Genomic DNA, 25,908 nt, shown 5'->3' with positions numbered 1-25,908 from the left:
ATATCTGCTGTATTTCAATCTTTTAACCGTGTAATTTGTTTTTTGTTGAAAATATTGAAATTTAAATTCTTAAAGATTTTCCCTTCACCCCAGTGATTTGTTGTTGGGCGTACTTTACCAACAACAATAATCTCGTCTTTTGCTTCGAGGTTTTCAAAAAAGGTAGTATCGTTACAAGTTAAACCTGGTGCGAAAAACTCTTTGCTTTTATCCTCATGCTCCAGTGTACATAACTCTCCTTTGAGTGAGTAGAAACTACTTCTTTCAGTGTTAATGTGTTTTTGTGCTTGTTTAACAGTTATAAGAATTGCGACAGGATGAGCGATTCTCTCGGCTTTTTTAAAAAGAATGGGGTAACGGTCTTCATCATAGAAAAAGTTGTTCCAGCTAATTTCTTTGCCGTTATAATCTATCTTAACCAGCTCAGACAGTGCTTTCTTATCACTGCTTTCCTCTATTTTTGCTCTGATTTTGGCAATGCCTGTAGCCGTGTTAAAGTAATCGGCGAGACGCTTTTCTGTTTTCTTATAGCGTATTCTTTTGCGTGTTTTCTTATCCGGATCGGCTTCTTCTTCTGGTGTAAATGTGGCTTTTCTTAGAGCGGCACTGGCTTCAATAAGGACGTTCATTCGGAAGATAAACGCTGAATCTTGCGCCTCGAGGAGAAGTTTTCCGTCTTCAATATTCTGTGAATGAGCTACAAGCGAAGTGATTGCAGATTTGACGCTGTTCTTGCAGTTGGACGTATGCTGTTCATTTTTCTGTAATCTTAAGAAGGCCGAAATGTTCTTGCCGTGCTGTTGATGAGGAGTGACCCAGCTAATTTTTGCCGGACAAAATTCACAGATCAATCCTTTTCTGTCACTCTCTTTTATTTCTTCGACAGGAATGCGAAGGTTAATATTGTGTTCATAACGCGCATAGAACATTTTTAACCCTTCGGCCATCATATACTCCTTTTAATCATCGTTGCACCGAAAGAATGGCTCTATGGTGAACGAGTTGTGATGTTAAATATTTAGCGTTCCCATGTTTTCTTTAAAATTCTCTGCCTGCATCAATACACCCTGGTAAACTTCATCGTTTGCTACCGGAGGGAACTTATGTTTATGCAGTAAAAGAATCAACTCAACTTTAAGCTTTGCTTTGATGTCATCACGTTTACTCCAGTCTGGATACTTTGACGTGTTATCAACGACTGTTTTCATCTCTTTTGCCAGCGCTAGCATCTTGTCGTCTTCATAGGTAAACTGATACTTGTCGCGCATATGTGCAAGAATGTCGTAAAACGCTTTATCTTCAATATCAATCCCCAAATCTGCATAAGTGCCCATTTCGGTTTTAATATCATAGATAATGTCGGTCATTTCCTGACTGAAATGATCGAACTCTTCACCGTTCAGTACGTCATCTTCCCTGCGTTCGTTATATCTGTCCATAATCGACTGGAAGCGGCGAGTGAAGTTGATCCCCTGAAGCTGGTTAATTTTTTTAAAGTCGCTGATGGCTTTCTCCAGCAGTTTCTGGAGAAGCTGGATCTTTGTTGCGGGCAGCTTGATCTTATTAATACGCGCCAGATAATCCTCGTCGAAAATATCGATTGATTCCGCTTTTTTATCGCCCAGGAAAAATAGCTCTTCCACGCCATCTGCCTTTAATGCGTCAGAAATCATCTCACGCACGCGGGCGTTCATCTGGGTAACGTCAGGAGCATCACCCTTGGTCAGCTTAAAGACGATGGAGCGCACGGCAAGATAGAAATGGATACGATCTCGCTCTGCCTGTGATAACACCTCGCTGCCGCAGCAGACATCGTAGGCCGCCTTCAGACGCTTCACCAGCCCCATAAAGCGACGTTCTATTTTCTGTGTACGCAAGACAAATTCTGCCGCCTGATTCAGACATGCCAGCTGAGCCTGAGGCTCTCCCGTAAAGTAAGTGCGGCTGTCGAAATCGTGGAACACCTGCGAAAGCAGGTCGAGATGGTTCTTCACCTCAATGACCGACTGCTGAATGTCCTCAAAGTTGGAGGCGTCAATGCGGGAATACATCGCCAGTGCCTGGTTCATCTGGCGCTTGATGCCGATATAGTCCACCACCAGACCTTTGCTTTTTCCTTCCAACTTGCGGTTAACACGGGATATGGTCTGGATCAGGTTATGTTTTTGCAGCGGTTTATCGATATAGATAGTGTCCAGTTCCGGGACGTCGAAACCGGTGAGCCACATATCGACCACAATAGCGATTTTGAAATTCGACTTTGCATTTTTGAACTGTTTATCCAGCTCTTTACGATACTCTTTGCTGCCCAGCAGGTCGTACAGTTTGGCATCATCGTCTTTACCTCGCGTCATCACCATCTTGACCATTTCGGACGGTGGCAGTTCTTTCTGCTCCTGCTCGGTAAGCTCAACCCCTTCAGGGGCCTGTTTAACCTCAAACCACGCCGGACGACAGCCTTTCAACTGACGATACAAATCCCAGGCAATCTCCCGGCTGGCGCAGACAAACATTGCCTTCCCTTTCACCGTTGAGCCTTCAGCAACGCGTTTTTCATAGTGTTTGGCAAAATCTTCCGCCAGCGCCTTCAGGCGATCCTCATCACCGAGGATCGCGTTCATGGTAGCGCTGGCTTTTTTACTTTCATCGATTTGCCACTCATTGGTGCCCGCATTAGCGCACTCTTCGTAATACTTCTCTACCTCTTCCAGCTTGCTGGCATCCAGGATTACTTTTGCAGCCCGGCCTTCATAGACGATGCGTACCGTGATCTCATCCTGAACGGATTCGGTCATGGTGTAGCTGTCTACTACCGCGCCGAAGACATCCAGCGTAGCGTCTACAGGCGTCCCGGTGAAACCAACATAGGTGGCCGCTGGCAGCGAGTCGTGCAGATATTTGGCGAACCCCCAGGTCTTGCGTACCTTGCCGCTCTCTTTATCGACGATCACTTTCTGATCCAGATTGATCTGGCTGCGGTGCGCTTCGTCAGAGATACAAATGACGTTGTTTCGCTCGGAGAGCAATTCGGTGTCTTCAGTAAATTTATGGATGGTGGTCAGGAAGACGCCGCCGCTGTTACGACCGGCCAGCTTTTCACGCAGATCGTCGCGGCTGGTGACGGGCTCCACGGTATCGTCACCGATATAATTTTTGGCATTACACATCTGCGTGGAGAGCTGATCGTCCAGATCGGTACGGTCAGTGATCAGCACGATGGTCGGGCTGGCAAACTCGACGCTTTTCATCAGCAGGCGGGTTAAGAACTGCATGGTATAGCTCTTACCGCAGCCCGTGGCGCCAAAGTAGGTGCCGCCTTTACCGTTACCGTACGGTTTACGCGCTCGCTCGATGCTGTAGTAAAGCTTACGCGCCGCGTAATACTGCGGATAGCGGCAGCAGATTTTCACTTCGTGTTTGGCTTTATCCGGGAAGCAGATAAAGTTTTTAATCACATCCAGCAGGCGTACCGGGTGAAATAGTCCCTGAATCATTGAGTGCAGGGAAGGAATGCCGTCCTGCTCTCGGTTTTCGTTACCGGTGACTTTACGCCAGGAGTAGAAATACTCATAAGGCGCAAAAAGGTTGCCCATGCGGTTGTTCACGCCGTCGCTGATGATGCACAGCGCGTTATAAACAAACAGCTGCGGAATATCGCGGCGATAGCGGGTGCAGAGTTGCTTATACGCATCACCTATATTGGCTTCCTGCTCGCGCACCGCGCTTTTAAATTCAAACACCACTAACGGTAGGCCGTTGATATACAGGATGGCATCCGGAATGCGCGGCTGGTTTTCTTTGCCGGTGATGGTCAGCTGATTAACGATCTTAATGCGGTTCAACGGCTGGATAAGATAGTTTGCAGGCGTTTCAGCAGCCTGTTGCAGTGGTACTTTTTCGCTATCGAACAGTTCACGCAGCGCGGCGGGCAGGTGCCGGGTATCGAGCAGTTCGATATAGAGATCTTTCTGCTGACGATCGTCGCGTTTAAACAGGAAGCCATTTGCCAGCCAGGTGCAAAAGATCTTATTGCTTTCGTAGAGATCGGAAGCGGGCAGGGTGGTCAACTGTTTAATCAGCCGCTGGATTTCATCTTCCGTAATACCATCGGCCTGATAGCGAGCAGCAAGATAGTGGCGAAGATCGTCTTCAATTATCACCTGATCGAGGCTGGAACGCGGCACATTGTCGCCTGGCAGGTGCGGGTAACCCTGCTCCTGTAGCAGTTCAATTATTGCCTGTTCTAACTTCGCTTCACTGAATGAGAGATGCATATCCCGCTCCGGCCCTGGCTGGTTTTCTGGTAAGGGTTCCTGTAATGAGAGAAAACCTTACCAGAAAGCCCCTGATTTTACAGGGGCAAAAATGCGTTATGCGGCTTCGGTTTGTTTGATGATGTCAGGGAGGTCCTCCAGGGACAGCTCACCGGAGATGAGTTTGGGAAGCAGGGTGTCGCGGAGGTTGGTTAAGTTCATATTCGCTTTTTTTGTTGCAATTATTTTATTATAAGCTGGTGCAAGATAACTATTAATAAATAATTCCATGATCTTATGATCATTGGGCATTATGAAATTAATAAATTCTAGTTCTTTAAAAGTGATTTGTGGAAAAGTACCAGATCTTAGCTCAGCAACTCGTTGTAATTTTCTAGTATTATCTTCAAGTGTTATAATGAAATATGGTAATAGAGGGTTTATTTCATTTTTTGCACGTAATACCATTAACTTTGTTGATACAACATAATCATCTGATTCAAAATGTACAAAGGCATACCTTTTATTTTCTGGCCTGATTTCACTAAAGAGTATATCGCCTTTTTTTATCGATTTTTTAGCTTGACCAGGTAATCCTTCTGTCTTGGAATAGTTTTGGTGTAAGAACGATCCTTTTTCAATATCACCAGTATTAAGGAATATGACCTTATCTGTTTTGCTCAATGGGAATGTAATTGAGACACTTTCGACGAGATCATGCATTGACTTAAGTTGCCAGCCTTTCGGTACTAATCCCAGCTCGGTTTCTTCAAATTCAGCGGGAAATAATGCACGAATATCCGCCGAAAGTGGTTTGAAATCTGCACAATTTCGTGCTTTTTGACGCAGCTCGGCGCGGGATTGCAGCGCTTCCGGGATTTGGTTTCCCGCATCCAGCGCGTTATCAATCACCGGGTCGAAATCCACAAACCAAGATTTGAACAGGGCTTGGGACATTTGTTCCAGGCTTTGGTTGATCGCTCTTGATATTGCTATTTTTTCATCAAGAGAAAGTAGGATGTTTGCTATCTTTTTTTGTATTTTACGATCTGGATAACTTATTTCCAACCGACTAATCATTTCATTATTAAGACTAGCTCGGGTTGACATGGTGGAAAAGGCAAGCATGCTCTGTCTAAATACAGGGCTACGCAAGTAATAACCAACATACTCTGGTTCTAATTCAGATGTTTCCTTCGGTCGCAATCTTTTACAAAAGCCATTGAACGTGGCATCTGTATAATCTTTTAATGCTACAGAACTCATACCCAGCTCATGCATCGTTTCGCTTGTACGAGTAAGAAAAACATCCCCGCGTCTTACCGAGCAAGAGGCTCTTTCTTTATCTGTACTTTGCACTAATTGCGCGAGTGAATCAGGTAAAAAATAATTATAAAAAATATCCTTAAAAGATAAGAACGGGTAACCTGTACCAAAATCTTTAGCTGGTTTGGAAAGACCAGAGCTAATGCTGTAATGGTCGGTTAAAAAGGATGTTTTCCACTTACTCCCCATAACCCAAAACCTCCAAGTTCTGACGAATCGCCTTATCCAGCTCTTCCGCCTGCTTCATCTGCGCAAACAGCGTCTGCGACAATTCACGCATTTTGGTTTCAAACGCCACGCCGTCATCTTCCTGCTCGGCAGCGCCGACGTAGCGGCCCGGCGTCAGCACATAGTCGTGAGCCTTGATCTCTTCAATAGTGGCGACCTTGCAGAACCCGGCCTGATCGTCGTATTGCGCCAGCTTGCTGTCGCCGCGCTTAACACGCTCGGCCAGCTCTTCCGGCGTGCTGCGCCACGCATGGTAGGTATCGGCGATGGTGGCGATATCGTCCGCCGTCAGCTCTTTGGTGGTACGGTTCATCATTGTGCCGAGATTACGCGCATCAATAAACAACGTTTCGCCCTGACGGTTGCGGTAGCCTTTGGCAGGATCGGCAGCCTTCGATTTGGTTATAAACCACAGGCAGACCGGGATCTGCGTGGTATAGAACAGCTGGCCGGGTAGGGCGATCATGCAGTCGATCAGATCGTTTTCGATCATCTGCGCGCGGATCTCGCCTTCGCCGCTGGTGTTAGAACTCATCGAACCGTTCGCCAACACAAAACCGGCGGTACCGTTGGCCGACAGCTTGGAGAGCATATGCAAAATCCAGCCGTAGTTGGCGTTACCGGTTGGCGGCGTGCGGTACCCGGCAAAGCGCGGATCGTTGGTCAGCTCGGCGTCGTTACGCCAGTCCTTCAGGTTAAACGGCGGGTTTGCCAGAATGTAGTCGGCTTTTAAATCCGGGTGCTGGTCGCTGAAGAAGGTGTCCGCCGGGCGTTCGCCAAGGTTGGCGGAAAGACCACGAATCGCGAGGTTCATCTTCGCCAGTTTATAGGTGGTGGCCGTCAGCTCCTGACCGTACAGGGCGATATCGCGGCTTTTCCCCTGGTGGCTTTCAACGAACTTCACCGACTGGACAAACATCCCCGCCGAGCCGCAGCACGGGTCATATACTTTGCCCTGGAACGGTTCGAGCATTTCGGTCAGCAGCGTCACCACGCATTTTGGCGTATAGAACTCACCACCGCCTTTGCCTTCGGTAGCGGCAAACTTGCCGAGGAAATATTCGTACACGCGGCCGACCAGATCTTCTTTCGACAGCGCTTCAACATCGGTTTCATGCGCCAGCGTTTCGATGTTATCGATAGTGTCGATCAGCGATGCCAGCTTCTTGGTCTCCAGATCCTGACGGCTGAAGTAGTTATCCGGCAGCGCGCCTTTCAGCGTCGGGTTGTTCTTCTCAATGGTGGAGAGGGCGTCATCAATCAGGACGGCGAGGTTATCCTGCTTGGCGTTCTGTTTAATGAATGACCAGCGCGCCTTTTCCGGCAGGTAGAAGATATTGTCCTGCTGATAGAAGACCTCCATTTCCAGGAAATCTTCCTGGCCTTCGTCCTTCATTTTTTGACGACGGGCCTCGAACTTATCGCTGATAAATTTCAGGAACACGAGGCTCAGTACCACGTGTTTGTACTCGGAGGATTCAACGCTACCGCGAAGCTGATTCGCGGTATCCCATAATGTGTCTTCAAAGCCTTTCTTTGCTTTGGCTTTTTTTGTTGGTGCTTTGGCCATGATGAACTCAATCAGGAAAATTTGGCGTCTATTGTAGCCATTAAGACGTTAAATTTCGCCTTTTAATCCCTCTTCCAGTTCATCAAAAAGCTGTAGATCCACATCCAGCAGCTCGACCGCGTTGCTGCGTCGAATGCCGACATTATTCTCAATCAACAGTTCTAGCAGCCGGTCACCATCTATCAAGGTAATAGGAGCCGCACCGGGATGCAGAGCCGCTTTTTCACAGTTCCCGGCAAAACGCCCCGTGGTGATGAGCGTGCCCCGGATCGCGCTGTGATAAGGCAACGCACCACGAAACTGGTCGATAACAGGGCGGGTAATATTGCTCTGCATACGCTTAACCTGCACCACTTCCGTGATGGTGGTAATGCCCACCTGTACTCTGCCGACGACATCGACGCCCTTATCGCCCGACGCTTTGGTCACTTCCACCTGTTCATAACCCATCGCCTCCAGAAGCTGACCAATCAAATGCTCGAACTTGTAGGGATTCATGGTGCTGATTTGTTCGCGAAGCTGCTCTTTTTGCTGGTGGTTATAGCGCTTCACCGCGTCCAGAAGTTCTTTTCGAGGATCGGCTTTGCGAGCCGGTAGGGCATTCGCTAACCATGCGCGACCTTTATCGGTGATGTAGTAACTCATCCCTTCCCGGGCGACCATATCGCGATCGATCAGGGTATAGAGGCGTTGCTTTCTATAGGGGCAATACACTATTTGCCAGCACCCGCCACATCACCCACCCCCCAAACCCCATCAGCACCACCCCCGCCGCCCGCTCAATCCACCACAGCGAACGGCTGAGCTTCTGTTGCACCGCCGATAGCCCCATCATCGACACCAGCGCCAGATCCCACGCCAGCACCACCATCACCATCCAGACGCCGCAGGTCGCCTGCTGAAGCAGCGTCACGTCCGGCCCCAGCAGCGCCGTCATCAGCGCCAGGTAGAACAGCGCATTTTTTGGATTTAACAGCGCCGATCCCAGCCCCAGCAGGATCTGCTTCATCAGAGAAGGGCACCGCTGTCGGGTTTCTGCAAGCGCCAGCGCCTGCGGCCGGCTGCGCACCAGATGCGAGCCGATCCACAGCAGATACAGCGCGCCGCAAAGTTCGATCAGCGTAAACAGCCACGTAAACTGGCGCAGCGCGCTCCAGCCGATAATCACCAGAACAATATAGAGCGCGTTACCCGCGGCGATGCCGACGCACAGCCCGGCGCTGCCGCGCAGCCGATAGCGCGCCGCGTAGCCCACAAGCAGGAAAAAATCCGGGCCCGGGCTGAGCAGGGCAACAAAATGCGCCAGCGCCAGGGCGAGAAAAGCGGAAGGGAAGAACAGTTCCATAGCGACCTCAGTTAACAATCTGAGATCAGAGTACGGCGCTGCAGAACCTATTTATTGTCTGATATTGATCGGCCCGTGGCGTACTGGCGCGGCGTGGCGGCGGTATAGCTGACGAAGGTCTTATGAAAATGGCTCTGGTCGGCAAAGCCGCTCTGGTAGCCGACGTCGGCGATAGCATCCCCGGCGCGCAGCCGCGCTTTGGCGTACTCCACGCGGGAGACGTTGAGGAAGCTGCCCGGCGTCAGGCCGGTGTCCTGCCTGAAGGTGCGAATCAGCGTCTCCTTGCGCAGCGAGAACCGTTGGGCAAGCTCGTCGAGAGAGGGCGGGCTGGTGAGATCGGAAAGAAACGCCTCCTGAACCTGCTGGCTGGTTGAGCGAAGCGCGTCTGCGTTATCCGCGCAGCGGGGAAGGGCAGAAAGCAGCGTCTCCACGGATGCTGGAGACATTGTTTCAATAACGTCCAGGTAATGGGCAAACAGGTCAGGGTTACGAATCACCTGTAGCGCCAGAGGAAGATCGGTGTCGATATAGAGCATATGGTAGCTGCGCGGTTGCCCGTCGACGGGGTTGCAGCTGTGCGGCACATTAGCGGGGATCACGATGAGGTCACCGGGGTTAAGGATGTACTCTCTGTCATGACATACGCAGCAGGTCTGGCCCTCAACAATCGCGCCGATGGAGAGCTGAGGGTGACAGTGGCGTTTGTACGCCTGAGTGCTTTGCCAGGTGCTGCGCAGCTCAAGGCCCTGGGCGCGGTGAAAAGTCTGACGAACGTGTCGGGTATCGGTCATGGGAACTCCTTCTGGAGGTTTTTTATACCACGTCAGCGAACCGTCCGGCACAGCTTCATTAAGAACCTTCCGGATATACCCAACTTTACGTCCACAGCCAGTCATGTTGACTACCCTTAATACCCTAAGCGGTAAAACATGGAGATTCGATATGGCTTATCAGACAGTAAATCCTGCCACTAACCAGCTCATCAAAGAATACCCCTCACATACCGACGCGGATATCGAAGCGGCGCTCAAGGCGGCCGATGCGCTTTACCATTCGCAATGGGCGAAAGGCGACATCAGCCAGCGCCTTCCGGTGCTGCATAAGCTCGCCGACCTGATCGACGAGCGCGTGGAGGACCTGGCGAAAATCGCCAGCCAGGAGATGGGTAAGCTCATCGAACAGAGCCGCGGCGAGGTGAAGCTGTGCGCGCAGATCGCCCGCTACTACGCCGACAACGCGAAGCAGTTCCTGGCCCCGGTGAAGTACGACTCTGAGCTCGGCGAAGCGTGGGTGGAGCATCACCCCATCGGCGTGCTGATGGCCGTTGAGCCTTGGAACTTCCCGTACTACCAGCTGATGCGCGTCCTGGCGCCAAACCTGGCGGCGGGTAACCCCGTTATTGCCAAGCATGCCAGCATCGTGCCGCACTGCGCCGAGACCTTTGCGCATCTGGTGCGCGAGGCGGGCGCGCCGGAAGGGGCGTGGACGAACCTGTTTATCTCGTCTGAACAGGTAGCGAATATCATCGCAGACGATCGCGTGCAGGGCGCAGCGCTAACCGGCTCCGAAAAGGCAGGCAGCGTGGTGGCCGCGCAGGCGGCGAAGCACATCAAGAAATCGACCCTGGAGCTGGGCGGTAATGACGTCTTCGTGGTGCTGGATGACGCGGACCTTGAGAAGGCCGTTAAGATTGGCGTGAATGCGCGACTCAACAACGCCGGGCAGGTCTGTACCGCGGCGAAGCGCTTTATCCTGCATGAAAAGATTGCCGATGCCTTCCTGACCAAATTTACCGAGGCGTTTAAGCAGGTGAAGATTGGCGATCCGCTGGACGAAAGCACCACGCTGGGGCCGCTCTCTTCCAAAGATGCGCTGGAAACGCTGACCAAACAGGTTAACGAGGCGGTGAAAAACGGCGCCACGCTGCACTATGGCGGCAAGCCGGTGCAGCGCGACGGTAGCTTCTTCGAACCGACGATCCTGACGAATATCTCCCGCGACAACCCGGCGTACTTCGAAGAGTTCTTCGGCCCGGTGGCGCAGATGTACGTGGTGAAAAACGACGACGAGGCGGTCGCGCTGGCGAACGACTCCCACTACGGCCTGGGCGGGGCGGTGTTCAGCCAGGACATCGAGCGCGCGAAGAAAATGGCGTCGCGGATCGAGACCGGGATGGTGTACATCAACTGGCTCACCGATACCGCAGCAGAGCTGCCGTTCGGCGGCGTGAAGCGCTCCGGCTACGGACGCGAGCTGTCGGATCTGGGGATCAAAGAGTTTGTGAACCAGAAGCTGGTGGTGGTGCGTAAGTAAGCGGTCATAAAAAACCTGCCGGTTGGCAGGTTTTTTTTCAGTTGATTACTGGACTTCGATCTTGTCCCAGCCGCTTTTGAACATGCAGCTGTCGACTAACGTATCCCGGCGATATTCATTCGCGTCTTCAACCGTGTAGCTCGTGGAAATATCCTTTTTCTTGTTCTTTTTGTCCGTTTTTTCCGAGCTCGAACCGGTCACTACGTTATCCGGGGGCAGATCGATCAGGGCCTGCGCTTCGCATTCCGTGAGCTTTTTATTCATCTCAGCGTCGGTCACGCCCGGTTTTACCCATTTGTACTGGACGCAGCCGGTGAGCATCAGCGTGAGGCTCAGAACGCAAAGCGCGGTAATGCGGTGTTTCATTAGAAGGTTACTCCACCGCCTACATATGCGCCGTCAATCAGGGTGTGGTTTGGACGACCATCTTTGCCGTCAACGCTCACGTGGCGGTAGCCCACTTTCAGCGTAACCGGTTTGATTGGGGTCCAGCTTACGCCGCCGTTAGCTTCAACGTAGTTTTTCACGCTGTTGTTCAGGCCTTCAGGTGCCACATAGCCTTCGCCATAGACGTGGATGCTGTCGGTCAGCGCAACGTTTACGCCGCCGCCAATCGGGAAGGCCACGCCGTTATCGCCTTTTTTCGGGCCGATGTAGATGGCCTTTGCGCCCGCATTCAGCATCACCGGGCCCACTTCCAGATTGTAACCTGCGCCCACGCCACCGGTCTGGGTACCGTCGTCGGTGTTTTTCAGCCAGTTGCTTTCGAGATAAACACCGGAGGAGGATTTGCCCATTTCCAGGTTGAGGTTAGTAAAGTTTTTACCCTGCTCAATGCTGCCGCCCATTGCCAGTGCGGAACCCGAGATGGCGGTCAGCGCAGAAAGAAGAAGAATGTTCAGTTTTTTCATGATTCGTGCCTCATCATCAAATTAATCTGGAGGCACCTTAACAAGCGATGTTTATGACTGCAAATGTGATGAAAATCGACTTTTCATGCTGGGTTTGTTAATTTTTTTATCTTTATTTGTAACGCTGAGGTTGGGTTGTCGGTGTGTCAACGCGCATATTTCAGGCGTTGAGGAACAGTTTAATTTTTTGACTAAACGAAATCTGAACGAGCCAGGGATAGTGGTTTGAGATGAATTAATTGGGCTTCTAATAATTTCCAATTCCATTTCTAAAATCACATAAAAAAACAAATTTTTACATTTTTATGGTCATTATTCGCTCAAATGCCCGGCTACGCTTCCTTTCCATGTCATTTTTCTGACACGTTTGTTCATTACGTTGTGGGCTTCACTTTCTGGATGCTAACAATATGAAAAGAAAAATCATTCCTGTGCTTATCGGCTGTACGCTCTCTTTCTCTGGCCTGGCGGCGCAGCCCACGGCTGAGCGCTATGTTGTCAGCTTCCCTGACGGCTCACACGTGAAATACAGCGGCGCGTTTGCCGACGCGTTTCCAAATGGACTCCCGGTAGGGATTGGCTCCGGCCTGCTGTTTACGGGCAAGCAGGGCGATGCCCTGACCTTCGCGACCGTGACCGATCGCGGTCCCAACGCCGATGCGCCCAAAATGGGCAAAAACGAAGCCAAAATTTTTGTCACGCCGGATTTCGCGCCGCTGCTGATGACCATCCGCGTCCAGAACGGCAAAGCGGAGGCTGTCGACGCCCGTCCGCTGCATGATGATAAAGGCGAGATTAACGGCCTGCCGCTGCAAAGCGGCGTGATTGGATCCACCAACGAGGTAGCGTTCAGCGATACCCTCAAAATTCTGAAGGGTGACAACCGCGGGCTGGACACGGAAGGCATCACCCCGGACGGCAAGGGCGGCTTCTGGCTGTGCGACGAGTATGGCCCGTTCCTGATTAACGTCGACAGCAAAGGAAAAATTCTGGCGATCCACGGGCCGCAGGCGGCAGAAGGGGAAAAATCCATCGCGGGCGGTCTGCCAAACGTTATCAAGTGGCGCCAGCCGAACCGGGGCTTTGAAGGCCTGACCCGGATGCCGGACGGGCGTATTATCGCCGCCGTGCAAAGCACGCTGGATATCGACGGCAAGAGCAAAAAGCAGGCGCTGTTTACGCGTCTGGTCAGCTTCGACCCGGCGACCGGTAAAACCGCGATGTACGGCTATCCCATCGACAGCGCGGCCTACAGCAAAAACAGTGACGCCAAAATCGGCGACATCGTGGCGCTGGATGACCAGCACATCCTGCTGATTGAGCAGGGTGAAGATAAAAACGACGCGATGCGTAACCTTATCTACAAGGTGGATCTCAGCAAGGCGAGCGACCTGACCGCCTTCGACAAGCCGGGCGAGTACCCGGAGTTTGATGATGAGAAAACCCTGGCGCAGCGCGGCATTACCCTTGCTGCAAAAACGCAGGTTGTCGATCTGCGCGCGCTGGGCTGGAAGCAGGAGAAGGCCGAAGGGCTGGCGCTGATCGACGGCAAACGGCTTGCGGTGGCGAACGATAACGACTTTGGCGTGAAGGTGGCGATGCAGCACCCGGTCGAGGGCAAAAAGCTCAAGGATTATCGGGTGAACGCGGAAGGCAAGCTGACGCTGGATGATAAACCGGTGGAAACCACGCTCAGCGTGAAGCCGCTGAAGAAGCCGGAATCGGACAGCGAGCTGTGGATTGTGACGCTGCCGGAGGCGTTGAAATAATACCAGGGCTTACCCCTCACCCTAACCCTCTCCCCGAAGGGGAGAGGGGATTGTTCGGGGCGGTTATTTCTTCAGACCCGCAAACGCTGCCCGGATTTCTTCTTCCGGCAGCTGTATGCCAATAAACACCATCACGCTGTGCGGCGCTTCATCCCCCCACGGGCGATCCCAGTCGGCGCTGTACAGGCGCTGCACGCCCTGGAACAGCAGGCGGTTCGGCTCGCCGTCGATCCACAGCATTCCTTTATAGCGCAGCAGCTTGTCGGCAAACGACAGCAGCAGGTTTTCCATCACGCGGGATACCTCGCCGATGTCCACCGGGTAGTCCAGCTCCACCACAATCGAAGCCACGTCGTTTTGCTTGTCGGAGATAAAGTGGAAGCGCGGTTTCGCGGTGACGTTCTCCTCCAGCATAAAGCCGTTGGTGTTAAACAGCTGGGCCAGGTCGATATCGCCATGCGTCACCGTATAAATCGGCGCGCGGGAGTTGATGCGCGTCAGGCGCTCGCGCAGTTTTTCGCTGTCGCCCGCCACGTCGGTTTTGGTCAGCAGAATGCGGTCGGCGTAGCCTACCTGGGACTGGGCGATGGTGAACTGGTTCATCTGCTCGTCGGCGTGGACCGCGTCCACGAGGGCAATCACCCCGTCCAGCAGGTAGCGCTGGCATAGGATCTCGTGTGAGAAAAAGGTCTGAATAATCGGGCCGGGGTCGGCCATGCCGGTGCACTCGATCGCCAGACGGTCGAAGTGTATGTCCCCACGATCGCGGCTGTCGAGCAGGTCCAGCAGGGCGTCTTCTAATTCGTTAGAGCGGGTGCAGCAGATGCAGCCGTTGGTCAGGGTTTTGATCTGCGTGGCGCGGTCGCCGATTAATTGATCGTCAACGGAGACTTCGCCAAATTCGTTTTCGATGACGGCGATTTTGAAGCCGTGCTGTTCATTCAGGATGTGGCGCAGCAGGGTGGTCTTACCGGCGCCGAGAAAACCGGTCAGCAGGGTAACGGCAATCGGGGTCATGGTCTCTCCTTTAGCAGCAGCGGACGCCGCCTTCTCCACTTCCGCCGTAGCGCGCTTCCTGACGCTCGCGGAAGAATTCGGTGTAGGTCATGTACGGCTTATCCGGATGGTTGGTCTTCATATGCTCAACGTAGTTGTCATAGTCCGGAATGCCAATCAGCATTTTCGCCGCCTGACCGAGGTATTTTTTCGCTTCGCCTAAGTTACCAAACATTGAGGGTTCCAGACAGGAAAAGCCACTCACCCCTGCCCTCTCCCCATAGGGGAGAGGGTGTATAAAGTCCCCTCTCCCCTTTGGGGAGAGGGTTAGGGTGAGGGGATATTTGTTGATTAATGGTGTGAAGAGGTCTTCACGCCGCCTTCCGGTACCGGCACGTACGGGGTTTCTTTATCCGTACGGCCTTCGGTGTTGCGCACTTTCATCCAGGTTTTGATGCCGTAGAAGATAATGCTGTACACCACCACCAGGAACAGAATGCTCAGACCCGCGTTGGTGTAGTTGTTCACCACGATATGGTTCATGTTGGCAATCTGCTGCGCGGTCAGATCCGCGCCGCCAGCGGCAATCTTCTCTTTGTACTGGTTAGCCATGAAGAAGAAGCCTTCCAGCTGCGGGTTGGTGCTGAACAGCTTCAGGCCCAGCGCCCAGGTGGTGCAGAGCAGCAGCCACAGTGCAGGCACCACGGTTACCCAGATGTATTTGGTGCGTTTCATCTTGACGAGGACAACGGTGCCCAGCACCAGGGCGACGGCTGCCAGCATCTGGTTAGAGATACCGAACAGCGGCCACAGGCTCTTCACGCCGCCGAGCGGGTCGACAACGCCCTGATACAGCAGGTAGCCCCACAGGCCTACGCAGCCGGCAGTACCCAGAACGCCCGCTACCAGAGAGTCGGTTTTCTTCAGGAACGGCACGAAGTTGCCCAGCAGATCCTGCAGCATGAAGCGGCCCGCACGGGTACCGGCATCCAGCGCGGTGAGGATGAACAGCGCTTCAAACAGAATACCGAAGTGGTACCAGAAGCCCATGTCCGCCCACGGCAGCACTTTGTGGAACACGTGCGCAATACCCACGGCCAGCGTCGGTGCGCCACCTGCGCGGTTCAGCACGGACGGTTCGCCAATGTCTTTCGCGGTCTGCATGATCTGCTCAGGCGAGATCACGAAGCCCCAGGAGCTAACGGTCGCCGCCGCGTGTGCGCTGGCCTCTTTCAGCTGCGCCATGATCAGCGCGGTATTTTCCCCGCCCATCTCATGCAGGTTTGGCATGGTGATGCCCAGACCCGCCGGCGGCGTGTTCATCGCGAAGTAGAGGCCTGGCTCGATAATTGAGGCCGCAACCAGCGCCATGATCGCCACGAAGGACTCCATCAGCATTGCGCCGTAACCGATAAAGCGCGCGTCGGTTTCGTTAGCCATCAGCTTCGGCGTGGTGCCGGAGGAGATCAGCGCGTGGAAGCCGGACACGGCGCCGCAGGCGATGGTGATAAACAAGAACGGGAACAGGGCGCCTTTCCACAGCGGACCGGTGCCGTCAATGTACTGGGTCACCGCCGGCATTTTCAGCTCAGGGTTGATGATCACAATCCCGATCGCCAACCCGACGATCACGCCGATTTTCAGGAAGGTCGCCAGGTAGTCGCGCGGAGCCAGAATCAGCCACACCGGCAGCAGGGCGGAAACGAACGCGTAACCGATCAGCGCGAAGGTGATGGTGGTGTCTTTAAAGGTCAGCGCCGGGCCCCAGTACGGGTCGTGCGCAATCACGCCGCCGAAGTAGATGGAGGCGACCAGCAGCACGATACCAATGACCGACACTTCACCCACGCGGCCAGGGCGCAGGAAGCGCATGTAGATGCCCATGAACAGCGCAATCGGTACGGTAGAGCAGACGGTAAAGACGCCCCACGGACTTTCGGCCAGCGCTTTCACCACGATCAGCGCCAGCACCGCCAGGATGATGATCATAATCAGGAAGCAGCCGAAGAGGGCGATAGTGCCCGGCATGCGGCCCATCTCTTCTTTGATCATCTCACCCAGCGACGAGCCGTTACGGCGCGAGGAGATAAACAGCACCATAAAGTCCTGCACCGCCCCCGCCAGTACCACGCCCGCCAGCAGCCAGAGCGTACCCGGCAGGTAGCCCATCTGCGCGGCCAGCACCGGGCCGACCAGCGGGCCCGCGCCTGCAATGGCGGCAAAGTGGTGACCAAACAGCACGTAGCGGTTGGTTGGCACGTAGTTCAGGCCGTCGTTGTTAATGACCGCCGGGGTGGCGCGCGTCGGGTCGAGCTTCATGACCTTCTGCGCGATGTACAAGCTGTAGTAGCGATAAGCCACAAGATAGACGGAGACCGACGCGACCACGATCCACAGGGCGCTTACGTGTTCGCCCCGGCGCAATGCGACAACCGCCAGACAGAAAGCACCGAGGATCCCGAGTAAGGCCCAGGGCACGTGCTTAAGTAGTTTTTTAGTATCCATAGTAAGACCTGGTTTTTTATGTAAAGAAAAAAGGGTCAGGGTTCGTTGTGAGGAGGTATTGATTAATGCTGGAGCGATCGTGCCAGATCCGCGCGCGCGTAAAGGACGGTAAATGCGTGAGTGGTTGAAAGTGACGGGTGAGCGGTCAAAGAACGCGGCGAGTGGTTCAGGCTCGCCGCTGTCGGGGGAAATTATGTGATTGAGATCACGTGGTTTTCCGGGCTGCGCTCCATCGACAGGTAGCTTTCCAGCGTCTTGATGAGCTTCTCCTTCAGCCAGCTCGGCTCCAGGATCTGAATGTTCGGCAGCCAGTAGAACAGCAGCGGCAGGATCTGGTTTTCGTGTGCCGCCTGGCAGCGCAGCGTGACGCCGCCGCGTTGCTCCTCCAGGAGCTCCTGTTCCGGCAGAAGATCGCGGCGCAGGAAGTAATGTGAAATATTATCCTTAATGAATATTTTCACGGTGAAAGTATTTTCTGACACCCACGGGTCGAGGCTTTTTTCCAGCAGTTCCCGAACATTTTCATCAGGGGTGAAAAAGGTTTTTTGAATATCAAACCAGCTAATCTGGCTTAATGAAAAGGATTTCAACCGGCTATTTTCGGTAGCTTGTAAATACCATATATTTTTTTTGTTAATGAGTTTGTAGGGATTGATCAGACGGGTTTTACCCTTATAAACGATCTGACAGACATTATGGTTATTAATCGATTTCTCGATTTTCGCTAAATGGCGGCGGATATCACGCTGCACCGTATGTTCTGCGTCATTACTAAGGATAAGAATATGTTTTTCGTCGACGCGCGCCTCCAGCTTTTGCCAGAAGTCCGTATTTCTTTCAGGGAAAAAATTATCGGCATTCAGGAAGTTAGCCAGAGCGTGATGTAATCCCTGCCCACCGGGAGATTGGGCGGAGTGGATCAGTCGATATAGCCCGTTACCGGTATGTTCAACAATGGGCGAGAGCGCATTTAAATCCCGGTAGACGGTACGCTCGGTAATTTTAAATTTCTCCATTAGCGCACTGCGGTTTACCACGCCGTGTAAATGTAGCTCAAGGAGAATATCGACCAGACGTTCAGCCGAGCGGCTCCGCGTCGTTTTAGCCATAAGGTCTTCCTGTATATTGGGTATGCGCTGAACAATGCAAAAAGCACTGACCGGAGATGTCAGTATTCAGGCACAGAAAATTTCTCTTATGGATGTATAACGGCGTGATTTAGCGGAAACCTTAGGAATTTTTGTAGAAAGCGGCGCTGGCCCGAAAAAAGACCAGCGCGAGGGGGATCACACGACGGCTTCCACCTCCATCATGACCGGGTGGAAACGGCGCTTAAAGTAAATCAGGCCGTGTCCCGCATCACTCAGGATGATGTTTTTCACTTCGACAAGATAAACCAGATGGGTGCCGATGGTTTGCACCTGGCTAATCTCGCCTTCCAGGCTCGCCAGCGCGCCTTTCAGCACCGGCTGCCCCAGCGGGCCATTCTGCCAGCAGGAGAGGGCAAAGCGCTCCTCCATTGCCATCCCCGTCATCCCGGCGAAGTGGCGGGCCATGATCTCCTGCTCGTGGTTCAGCACGTTGACGCACAGCCTGCCGTTGCCCTGAAAGACCGGGTTCATGGCGCTGTTGGCGTTAATGCAGACCATTACTGACGGCGGGGTATCCGTCACCGAGCAGACGGCGGTGGCGGTAATGCCGCAGCGTCCGGCGTCGCCCTCGGTGGTGACCACATTGACCGCCGCCGACAGGCTGCTCATTGCGTCGCGAAAACGCAGGCGTTGTTCATCTGAATGCATTGCAACCTCCCGCTGCGCTATTTCAGCAGCTTGTCGAGCATGTTGATATCGCTGTTGTTGTGCAGGTGCGGCACCGTCCAGCCGTGCTGGTCGTACTCGGACATGCAGCGGTCGACCATTGCCATCATCTTGTCCATGTTGCCGGAGCTTTGTGCCTGACGCAGACACTGCAGGCGGATCTCGTCCTGGCTGCCGGAGTAGTTGATTTCGTACAGCTCGTGGCGGCCGCCAAACTCGCTGCCGATGGCGTCCCACATCAGTTTTAAAATCTTGATGCGTTCGACGTGGTCCATACCGTTGGAGCCGCGCACGTATTTCGCCAGATACTGGTCAATCTGCGGGTTGTTCAGATCCCGCGCGCTGGACGGAAGGTAAATCAGACCGGACGTCACGTTACGCTCGATGATGTTCTTGATCTTCGCGTAGGCCATCGGGGCCATCACGCGGTAGGTCTGTAGCGCGGCGTGGTCCGGCAGGTACGCGCCGTTGACCCACGGGGTGGCTTCGGAGCACATGGAGTCGCTCAGCGCCCAGAACATGTTGCGCCAGGCCACCACTTCGCCGAGATCCGCCTGCACGCCGCGGAACTCCAGGGTGCCGGTGCACTCAAGAGATTTTTTCAGCAGGGCGGTGATGAAGTCGAGCTTCACCGCCAGGCGCACGCAGGCCTGCAGCGGGTACATGCGGGCGAAGCCGCCCTCCATCGTCCAGCGACGGCAGCGGTCGAAATCGCGGTATATCAGCACGTTTTCCCACGGGATCAGCACGTTATCCATCACCAGGATCGCGTCGTTTTCGTCGAAGCGGCTGGAGAGCGGGTAGTCATACGGGGAGCCGGTGGCGCCTGCCACCATCTCGTAAGAGGCGCGGGAGATCAGCTTCACGCCTTCGGCATCCATCGGCGCGACGAACATCAGCGCGAAGTCCGGGTTTTCGCCCATTACCTGCGCGGAGCCGAAGCCGATCATGTTGTAGTGGGTCAGCGCCGAGTTGGTTGCGACAACTTTCGCACCGCTGACGATAATCCCGGCGTCGGTCTCTTTCTCCAGCTTGATGTAGACGTCCTTCACCTCGTCTGCCGGCTTGTGGCGGTCGATCGGTGGGTTCACGATGGCGTGGTTGAAGTACAGGCCGGTTTCCTGGATGCGGGTGTACCAGCTGCGGGCGTTCTGCTCGAACTGGCCGTAGAAGGCCGGGTTAGCGCCGAGCGCGCAGCCGAACGCGGCCTTGTAGTCCGGCGTGCGGCCCATCCAGCCGTAGCTCAGACGCGACCACTCGGCGATGGCGTCGCGCTGCTGGCGCAGATCGTCGGCGCTTTTCGCCACGCGGAAGAACTTATGGGTGTAGCCGCCGCTGCCGGTGTCGGTGCCCCAGCACAGCGTGTCCTGCATCTCCGGCTTGTGCAGGGCGTCGTACATCTGCGCGATGGAGGCCGCCGCGTTGCGAAACGCCGGATGGGTGGTGACGTCTTTAACGCGCTCGCCGTAGATATAAATCTCGCGACCGTCCTGCAGGCTTTTTAAATACTCTTCACCGGTTAACGGACGTTTGGCATCAGCGCGGAACTCTTCAGGCTTCATAGGGACCTCGTATCGGAAGATGGTTGTTAAATTTATGTTTTGTTTTTGTTGTTTAATTGAAGCCTGAGAGGGAGGTAACGTGAAGGGACGATTAGGACAACGGCGGGTACTTTTCGCGAGAGATCGCAGAGTGTGATTTCCCTCACCCTAACCCTCTCCCAAAGGGAGAGGGGACGGTTACTCCCTCTCCCTTTGGGAGAGGGCAGGGGTGAGGGGAACAGGCGACACCGGTACTTTCTGCGCCCGATACGCGCTGGGCGAGCAGCCCGTCAGGCGATTGAAAAAGCGGGCAAAGTAGGCCGGATCCTTAAACCCCAGCTGCCACGCGATCTCGCTGACCGTACTGTCGGAGAAGAGCAGCAGCCGTCGGGCCTCCCGCAGCTGGCGGTCGAAGATAATCCGCTTCGGCGGGCGGTTGGCGAAGCGGCGGCAGATGTCCGTCAGGCGGGATTCGGTCAGGTGCAGCTCGCTGGCGTATTCCGGCACCGTCCAGTGCTGGTGGTAATGCTCGTCAATCAGCTGGGTAAACCGCTGGAACAGCTTCAGCTCGCCGCGCATACCGCTGGCAGCGTGGTCGTCGAGCTTCGCGTTGCGCAGCAGCAGGGTAAACACCGCCTGCGCCAGCAGAACCAGCGTGTGCTCGCGCCCCGGCAGCTGCTCCGTGGATTCCCGGGCGATCAGCTGCCAGTAGTGCTTCAGCGCCGCCAGCTCGTCCGGCTTGTCGGCAAGCGACAGACAGATCCCCGGCAGGCCAAACGCTTCACGGGTGCCGGGGTAAAGCACCTCCAGCAGCGGCCAGATCAGATCCTCGCGCACCGTCAGCACGTGGCCGTCGCTGTCGGATTCGGTAATAAACGCGTGCGGCACCGACGGCGGCGTGAGGACGAACAGCGGGGCCTGCACCGAGTAGCGGTGATCGTCGAGCTGGAGTTCAATTTGCCCGGTGTCGAGAAAGTGCATCTGAAAATACTGGTCGTGACGATGCGCCTGCATGTCGCGGCCAAAAAAGGCCGCCATGCGCGCGAACGACTGGTAGTGCACGTCGTCGGTACCCAGACTTTCGTCGTACTCCTTGCTGATATCAATGTTGGCGATGGGGCTCTGGCACATGGCCGCTCCTCTGCCGATCCCGCTGCGTCATCGGAATGCGCGTCAGCACCAGCGCGCCGACCACCAGCAGCCCGGCCACAAACCACAGCCCGGAGCTGAAGCTGCCGGTCGCGTCGCGCAGGATCCCTATCAGCAGCGGGCTGACGGCGGATCCGACGTTACCGATGGCGTTGATCACCGCCAGCGCCACCGCGCGGGACTGGAGGCTAATAACCTGGTCCGGCGTGGTCCAGAATATCGCCATGGCGGTAAACGATCCGGTTGAGGCCATGATGATGCCAAGCAGCTGGATCAGGCTGTGATCCGTCGCGGAGGCCAGCATCCATCCCGCCGCCGCGAACAGGTACGGCAGGATGGTGTGCTTTTTTCGCTCTTTCAGCCTGTCGGAGCGCCGGCTCCACCAGATCATCCCGAGGATGGTGCAAAACTGCGGGATCGCCGCCAGCAGGCCGATGACGATATTGCTGCTCCCCGTGTTGAAGCTTTGCAGGATCTGCGGCGTCCAGATGTTGATGGCGCTCAGCGTGTTGGTCAGGCAGAAGTAGGCCAGCGTGTAGAGCAGCACCGCAGGGGTCAGCACCTCGCGCAGCGTCGACCGCGGCGTGACGGCTTGGGAAATGGCGATCTCCTGCTCGCGGGCGATCATCGTTTTCAGCGCCTGCTTTTCATCGTCGTCCAGCCAGGTGGCCTGATCCGGCGTGTCGTTGAGGTAAAACCAGGTCACCACGCCGAGCACTACCGACGGCAGCCCTTCCAGCAGGAACAGCCACTGCCAGCCCTTCAGGTTCCACAGGCCGTCCATCGCCAGAATATACCCGGAGAGGATCGAGCCGAGCATCATGGTCACCGGCATGGCGATCATAAACAGCGCGTTGGCGCGGGCGCGGTGATACGCGGGGAACCACCAGGTGAGGTAGACCAGGATCCCAGGCAGGAAGCCGGCTTCGGCGATGCCCACCAGCATACGCAGCACGTAAAGCGTTTCCGGGCTGGTGGCGAACATGGTGCAGGTGGAGGCGATGCCCCACACCACCATGATCCCGGCGATCCAGCGCCGCGCGCCGATCTTCGCCAGCATGATGTTGCTCGGGATCCCGCACATCACGTAGGTGACGTAAAACAGCGTCGCGGCCAGGCCAAACATGGTCGACGTGAGGCCCAGATCTTTGCCCATCGTCAGCCCGGCAAAGCCGATATTGATGCGATCGAGAAACGAGAAAACAAACAGGATAAAGAGGAATACGATCAAACGACGGAACAGCTTGTTGATCGCGCGATGTTCTATAGCTTTCTTATCTTGCAGGGTAGAGGTCGTCATGCTGCGCTCCAGATCTTACGTTTAGTAGACGGATTTATTGTTATTCACTGACGTAACCGGTTGTTCGATAAAGCGCGCCGCCAGCGCTTCGGCGCCGCGGGCGAGCAGGGTGGTATCGACGCCGACGGCGACAAACAGCGCGCCGAGCTCAAGATAGCGTTTTGCCAGCTGTTCATTCGCCATCAGGATGCCGGGGGCTTTGCCTGCGCTCAGGATCTGCGCGATCGCCCGCTCAATGGCGGCCTGCACCTCCGGGTGCTGCGGGTTGCCCGCAAAGCCCATGTCGGCGCTCAGATCCGCCGGGCCGATAAACACGCCGTCGACGCCCTCCACGTCCAGGATCTGCGGCAGGTTTTTCAATGCCTCGCGGGTTTCGATCTGCACCAGCACGCACATGGCGTCGTTAGCCTTATGCAGGTAGTCCGGAATGCGGTTCCAGCGCGACGCTCTTGCCAGGGCGCTGCCGACGCCGCGAATGCCCCCAGGCGGATAGCGCGTGGCGCTCACCGCCAGCCGAGCTTCGTCGGCGTTTTGCACCATCGGCACCAGCAGGGTTTGCGCGCCCACGTCCAGCAGCTGTTTGATCTGCACCGGATCGTTCCACGACGGGCGCACCACCGGCTGGCTGGGATAGGGGGCGATGGCCTGTAATTGAGTTAACACGGTCTGCACGCTGTTCGGCGCATGCTCGCCATCAATCAGCAGCCAGTCGAAGCCTGCTCCGGCCAGCAGCTCGGCGCTGTAGCTGCTGGTCAGCCCCAGCCATAGCCCGATTTGCGGACGGCCCGCCTTCAGCGCCGCTTTAAATGCGTTTTGCATGGTTGTCTCCTTACACAAAGCGGCAGCTGATGGAGCCCATATTGCCGTAGTCGACGTGGAAGGTGTCGCCTCTGCTGGCGGGTACCGGGCGGGTAAAGGAGCCGCCGAGGATGATTTGGCCGGGCTCAAGCTGCACGTCATACGGTGCCAGCTTGTTCGCCAGCCACGCCACGCCGTTCGCCGGGTGGTTAAGCACGCCTGCCGCAACGCCGGTCTCTTCAATCACGCCGTTGCGGTAGAGCAGGGCGGAGATCCAGCGCAGATCCAGCTCGTCGGGCTTAATCGGACGGCCGCCGAGGATCACCCCCGCGTTGGCGGCGTTATCGGAGATGGTGTCGAACACCTTGCGCGGGCGCTGGGTTTCCGGGTCGACGTTGTGGCAGCGGGCGTCGATCAGCTCCAGCGCGGGGATGACGTAGTCCGTGGCGTTGTAGACGTCGAAGATCGTGCAGTTCGGGCCGCGCAGCGGTTTTGCCAGCACGAAGGCCAGCTCCACTTCGATACGCGGGACGATGAAGCGGTCGACGGAGATGTCGCTGCCGTCGTGGAAGAACATGTCGTCCAGCAGCGCGCCGTAGTCCGGCTCGCTGATCTGCGAGCTGGCCTGCATCGCCTTCGAGGTGAGGCCAATCTTGTGGCCTTTCAGCACGCGGCCTTCGGCAATCTTCAGGCTCACCCATTCGCGCTGGACGGCGTAGGCGTCTTCAATGGTGATCTCCGGGTACTCCAGCGAGATCGCGCGGATCTGCTCCCGGGACTGTTCGGCCTGATGCAGGCGGTGGGCGATCAGGGTATGGGTGTGTTTGTCGAGCATTCAGAACCTCAGCGAAACAGTGCGTGCACGTTGTTTTGTTTGTAGTTGAGCGTCGGGTGCAGCTCGTCGAGCTCGAATGACAGCGCCAGATAGCGGCTCGCCATCAGCTCTGCAAAATGCGCTTTGATCAGCGCAAACAGCATCTCACCCACGGCTTCCCGGCTCTCCAGGCTGCGCCCGGCACCGATCTTCAGCGTCATATGCACAAAGGCGTAATCGTGCCTGCCGTCGGCCATCTGCCAGGTGTCCAGCCAGTGGGCGCGGCTGCGGATGCCGCCGATGGGGAAAATGCCCGTGGCGGCCAGCGCGTCGTTAACTTTGGCGAACAGCCCCGGCAGGTCGGCCTGCTCGCGGATGTTGTCGGTGCATTCAGCAATAAAGTGCGGCATGGTGGCTCCTTATGCGGGCAGCGGGAAAACGGCGTTAACCTGGCCGGTGCCGGAGCTGGCGAACAGATCGGTGAGAAACTCCACCTTGCCGTCGTATTTGTCCCAGCCGAGCATCCCCAGCAGCATCACCGTGTCGTGCATGTTGCCCTCGCCATAGCAGTAGTCGGCGTACTCCGGCAGCATGCTGCAAAACTCTTTGAACTGGCCCTCGCGCCACAGCTTCACCACCCGTTCGTCCATCTGGCGGTCGAACTCGCGGGTGTAGCTGTTCATTCCCTCTTCCGCGCGCTGGTCGTCGATGAAGCGGTGCGACAGCGAGCCGCTGGCGAGCACCGCCACGGTGCCGTCGTATTTTTCGATAGCGCTGACGATGGCCTCGCCCAGCCTGCGGCTGTCGGCGAAGTCGTGAACCGTGCAGAACGCCGAGATGGAGACCACTTTGAAGTGTTTATCCGCGTTCATGTAGCGCATCGGTACCAGCGTGCCGTACTCCAGCTTGAGGCTCGGGATGTTGTGCGCTTTGGCGCGCACGCCGAGCTTCACCGCCTCGTCGGCGATCAGCTGCCCGAGTTCGGGGTTGCCGTCGTAGTCGTAGGTCATGTCGCGGATAAAGTGCGGCAGCTCGTTGCTGGTGTAGACGCCTGAAAAATGATCCGCACAATTAATGTGGTACGCGCTGTTCACCAGCCAGTGGGTGTCGAACACGATAATGGTATCCACGCCCAGCTCCCGGCAGCGCTTGCTGATTTCTTTATGCCCGTCGATGGCCGACTGCCGGCAGCCGTGGTTTTTGCCCGGCAGCTCGGAGAGGTACATCGACGGGACGTGGGTGATTTTTGCCGCTAACGCTAATTTTCCCATGA

General features: G+C 55.4%; 22 protein-coding genes and 1 pseudogene. 2 read left to right on the top strand and 21 right to left on the bottom strand.

Annotated features, from left to right (window positions below; genetic code table 11):
* Positions 1-14 precede the first annotated feature (14 nt).
* The 7 genes and pseudogenes from OSH03_RS14030 to OSH03_RS14000 all read right to left on the bottom strand — a co-directional run bounded on the left by OSH03_RS14030 (position 15) and on the right by OSH03_RS14000 (position 9,513).
* On the bottom strand, positions 15-950 hold the full coding sequence (locus tag OSH03_RS14030; protein WP_266179353.1) for a hypothetical protein: 936 nt from the start codon (positions 948-950) through the stop codon (positions 15-17).
* A 60-nt stretch (positions 951-1,010) separates the two neighbouring features.
* Complete coding sequence (locus tag OSH03_RS14025; RefSeq protein ID WP_266179352.1) at positions 1,011-4,274, bottom strand: type I restriction endonuclease subunit R; 3,264 nt, start codon at positions 4,272-4,274, stop codon at positions 1,011-1,013.
* Positions 4,275-4,370: 96 nt separating this feature from the next.
* Positions 4,371-5,768, bottom strand: a complete 1,398-nt coding sequence (locus OSH03_RS14020; RefSeq protein ID WP_266179351.1) for a restriction endonuclease subunit S — start codon at positions 5,766-5,768, stop codon at positions 4,371-4,373.
* Positions 5,758-7,377, bottom strand: coding sequence for a type I restriction-modification system subunit M (locus tag OSH03_RS14015; protein WP_266179350.1), 1,620 nt, complete (start codon positions 7,375-7,377; stop codon positions 5,758-5,760). The genes OSH03_RS14020 and OSH03_RS14015 overlap by 11 nt, the downstream gene beginning before the upstream one ends.
* 48 nt (positions 7,378-7,425) lie before the next feature.
* Positions 7,426-8,067, bottom strand: a pseudogene (locus tag OSH03_RS14010) (restriction endonuclease); the annotation flags it as partial.
* 7 nt (positions 8,068-8,074) lie between these two features.
* On the bottom strand, positions 8,075-8,722 hold the full coding sequence (locus OSH03_RS14005; protein ID WP_266179349.1) for a LysE family translocator: 648 nt from the start codon (positions 8,720-8,722) through the stop codon (positions 8,075-8,077).
* Positions 8,723-8,769: 47 nt separating this feature from the next.
* Positions 8,770-9,513 (bottom strand): helix-turn-helix transcriptional regulator, encoded by a 744-nt coding sequence (locus OSH03_RS14000; RefSeq protein ID WP_266179348.1) that lies wholly within the window; start codon positions 9,511-9,513, stop codon positions 8,770-8,772.
* 151 nt (positions 9,514-9,664) lie between these two features.
* On the opposite strand from OSH03_RS14000, the gene OSH03_RS13995 reads away from it, so the two are divergent.
* Positions 9,665-11,035, top strand: a complete 1,371-nt coding sequence (locus OSH03_RS13995; protein WP_061099350.1) for an NAD-dependent succinate-semialdehyde dehydrogenase — start codon at positions 9,665-9,667, stop codon at positions 11,033-11,035.
* A 45-nt stretch (positions 11,036-11,080) separates the two neighbouring features.
* Here the strand turns inward: OSH03_RS13995 and OSH03_RS13990 are convergent, their stop codons facing one another.
* Together OSH03_RS13990 and OSH03_RS13985 are read right to left on the bottom strand one after the other, a co-directional pair.
* Positions 11,081-11,401: a hypothetical protein gene (locus OSH03_RS13990; protein ID WP_151413557.1), complete on the bottom strand. Its 321-nt coding sequence runs from the start codon at positions 11,399-11,401 to the stop codon at positions 11,081-11,083.
* Positions 11,401-11,946: a YfaZ family outer membrane protein gene (locus tag OSH03_RS13985; protein ID WP_061099349.1), complete on the bottom strand. Its 546-nt coding sequence runs from the start codon at positions 11,944-11,946 to the stop codon at positions 11,401-11,403. Before OSH03_RS13985 ends, OSH03_RS13990 begins: the two co-directional genes overlap by 1 nt.
* 410 nt (positions 11,947-12,356) lie before the next feature.
* On the opposite strand from OSH03_RS13985, the gene OSH03_RS13980 reads away from it, so the two are divergent.
* Positions 12,357-13,715, top strand: a complete 1,359-nt coding sequence (locus tag OSH03_RS13980) for an esterase-like activity of phytase family protein (protein WP_266179347.1) — start codon at positions 12,357-12,359, stop codon at positions 13,713-13,715.
* Between the two features lie 63 nt (positions 13,716-13,778).
* Here the strand turns inward: OSH03_RS13980 and yjiA are convergent, their stop codons facing one another.
* From yjiA to hpaD, 12 genes are all read right to left on the bottom strand, one after another.
* Positions 13,779-14,732 carry a GTPase gene (yjiA, locus tag OSH03_RS13975; RefSeq protein WP_266179346.1) on the bottom strand — a complete coding sequence of 318 codons (954 nt, stop codon included), beginning with the start codon at positions 14,730-14,732 and terminating at the stop codon, positions 13,779-13,781.
* 10 nt (positions 14,733-14,742) lie between these two features.
* A complete protein-coding gene (locus tag OSH03_RS13970) occupies positions 14,743-14,946 on the bottom strand; it encodes a YbdD/YjiX family protein (RefSeq protein ID WP_003856610.1) in 204 nt (67 codons plus the stop codon).
* Between the two features lie 116 nt (positions 14,947-15,062).
* Positions 15,063-17,216: a carbon starvation CstA family protein gene (locus OSH03_RS13965; RefSeq protein WP_266179345.1), complete on the bottom strand. Its 2,154-nt coding sequence runs from the start codon at positions 17,214-17,216 to the stop codon at positions 15,063-15,065.
* A 191-nt stretch (positions 17,217-17,407) separates the two neighbouring features.
* Entirely contained in the window at positions 17,408-18,325 is a 918-nt protein-coding gene (locus OSH03_RS13960; RefSeq protein ID WP_253540570.1) for a helix-turn-helix transcriptional regulator, read from the bottom strand.
* Between the two features lie 177 nt (positions 18,326-18,502).
* Complete coding sequence (locus tag OSH03_RS13955; RefSeq protein ID WP_266179344.1) at positions 18,503-19,015, bottom strand: 4-hydroxyphenylacetate 3-monooxygenase reductase subunit; 513 nt, start codon at positions 19,013-19,015, stop codon at positions 18,503-18,505.
* A gap of 17 nt (positions 19,016-19,032) precedes the next feature.
* Positions 19,033-20,595: a 4-hydroxyphenylacetate 3-monooxygenase, oxygenase component gene (gene hpaB / locus OSH03_RS13950; RefSeq protein WP_061099343.1), complete on the bottom strand. Its 1,563-nt coding sequence runs from the start codon at positions 20,593-20,595 to the stop codon at positions 19,033-19,035.
* A 177-nt stretch (positions 20,596-20,772) separates the two neighbouring features.
* The gene (gene hpaA, locus OSH03_RS13945) at positions 20,773-21,705 is read right to left on the bottom strand and encodes a 4-hydroxyphenylacetate catabolism regulatory protein HpaA (RefSeq protein ID WP_266179343.1); all 933 of its coding nucleotides are present in this window, start codon (positions 21,703-21,705) and stop codon (positions 20,773-20,775) included.
* On the bottom strand, positions 21,677-23,023 hold the full coding sequence (gene hpaX / locus OSH03_RS13940; protein WP_266179342.1) for a 4-hydroxyphenylacetate permease: 1,347 nt from the start codon (positions 23,021-23,023) through the stop codon (positions 21,677-21,679). Before hpaX ends, hpaA begins: the two co-directional genes overlap by 29 nt.
* Before the next feature lie 21 nt (positions 23,024-23,044).
* Complete coding sequence (gene hpaI, locus OSH03_RS13935; RefSeq protein ID WP_266179341.1) at positions 23,045-23,842, bottom strand: 4-hydroxy-2-oxoheptanedioate aldolase; 798 nt, start codon at positions 23,840-23,842, stop codon at positions 23,045-23,047.
* Positions 23,843-23,852: 10 nt separating this feature from the next.
* Positions 23,853-24,656, bottom strand: coding sequence for a 2-oxo-hept-4-ene-1,7-dioate hydratase (gene hpaH / locus OSH03_RS13930; protein ID WP_266179340.1), 804 nt, complete (start codon positions 24,654-24,656; stop codon positions 23,853-23,855).
* A gap of 8 nt (positions 24,657-24,664) precedes the next feature.
* Positions 24,665-25,045 carry a 5-carboxymethyl-2-hydroxymuconate Delta-isomerase gene (locus OSH03_RS13925; protein ID WP_266179339.1) on the bottom strand — a complete coding sequence of 127 codons (381 nt, stop codon included), beginning with the start codon at positions 25,043-25,045 and terminating at the stop codon, positions 24,665-24,667.
* A 9-nt stretch (positions 25,046-25,054) separates the two neighbouring features.
* Positions 25,055-25,906, bottom strand: a complete 852-nt coding sequence (gene hpaD, locus OSH03_RS13920; RefSeq protein WP_061099337.1) for a 3,4-dihydroxyphenylacetate 2,3-dioxygenase — start codon at positions 25,904-25,906, stop codon at positions 25,055-25,057.
* Between the last annotated feature and the right edge of the window lie 2 nt (positions 25,907-25,908).

The organism is Enterobacter nematophilus, assembly GCF_026344075.1.
GTDB lineage: Bacteria > Pseudomonadota > Gammaproteobacteria > Enterobacterales > Enterobacteriaceae > Enterobacter > Enterobacter nematophilus.
Note: the sequence above shows the minus strand (reverse complement) of the source record. Positions and strands in the feature narration are given on the sequence as shown.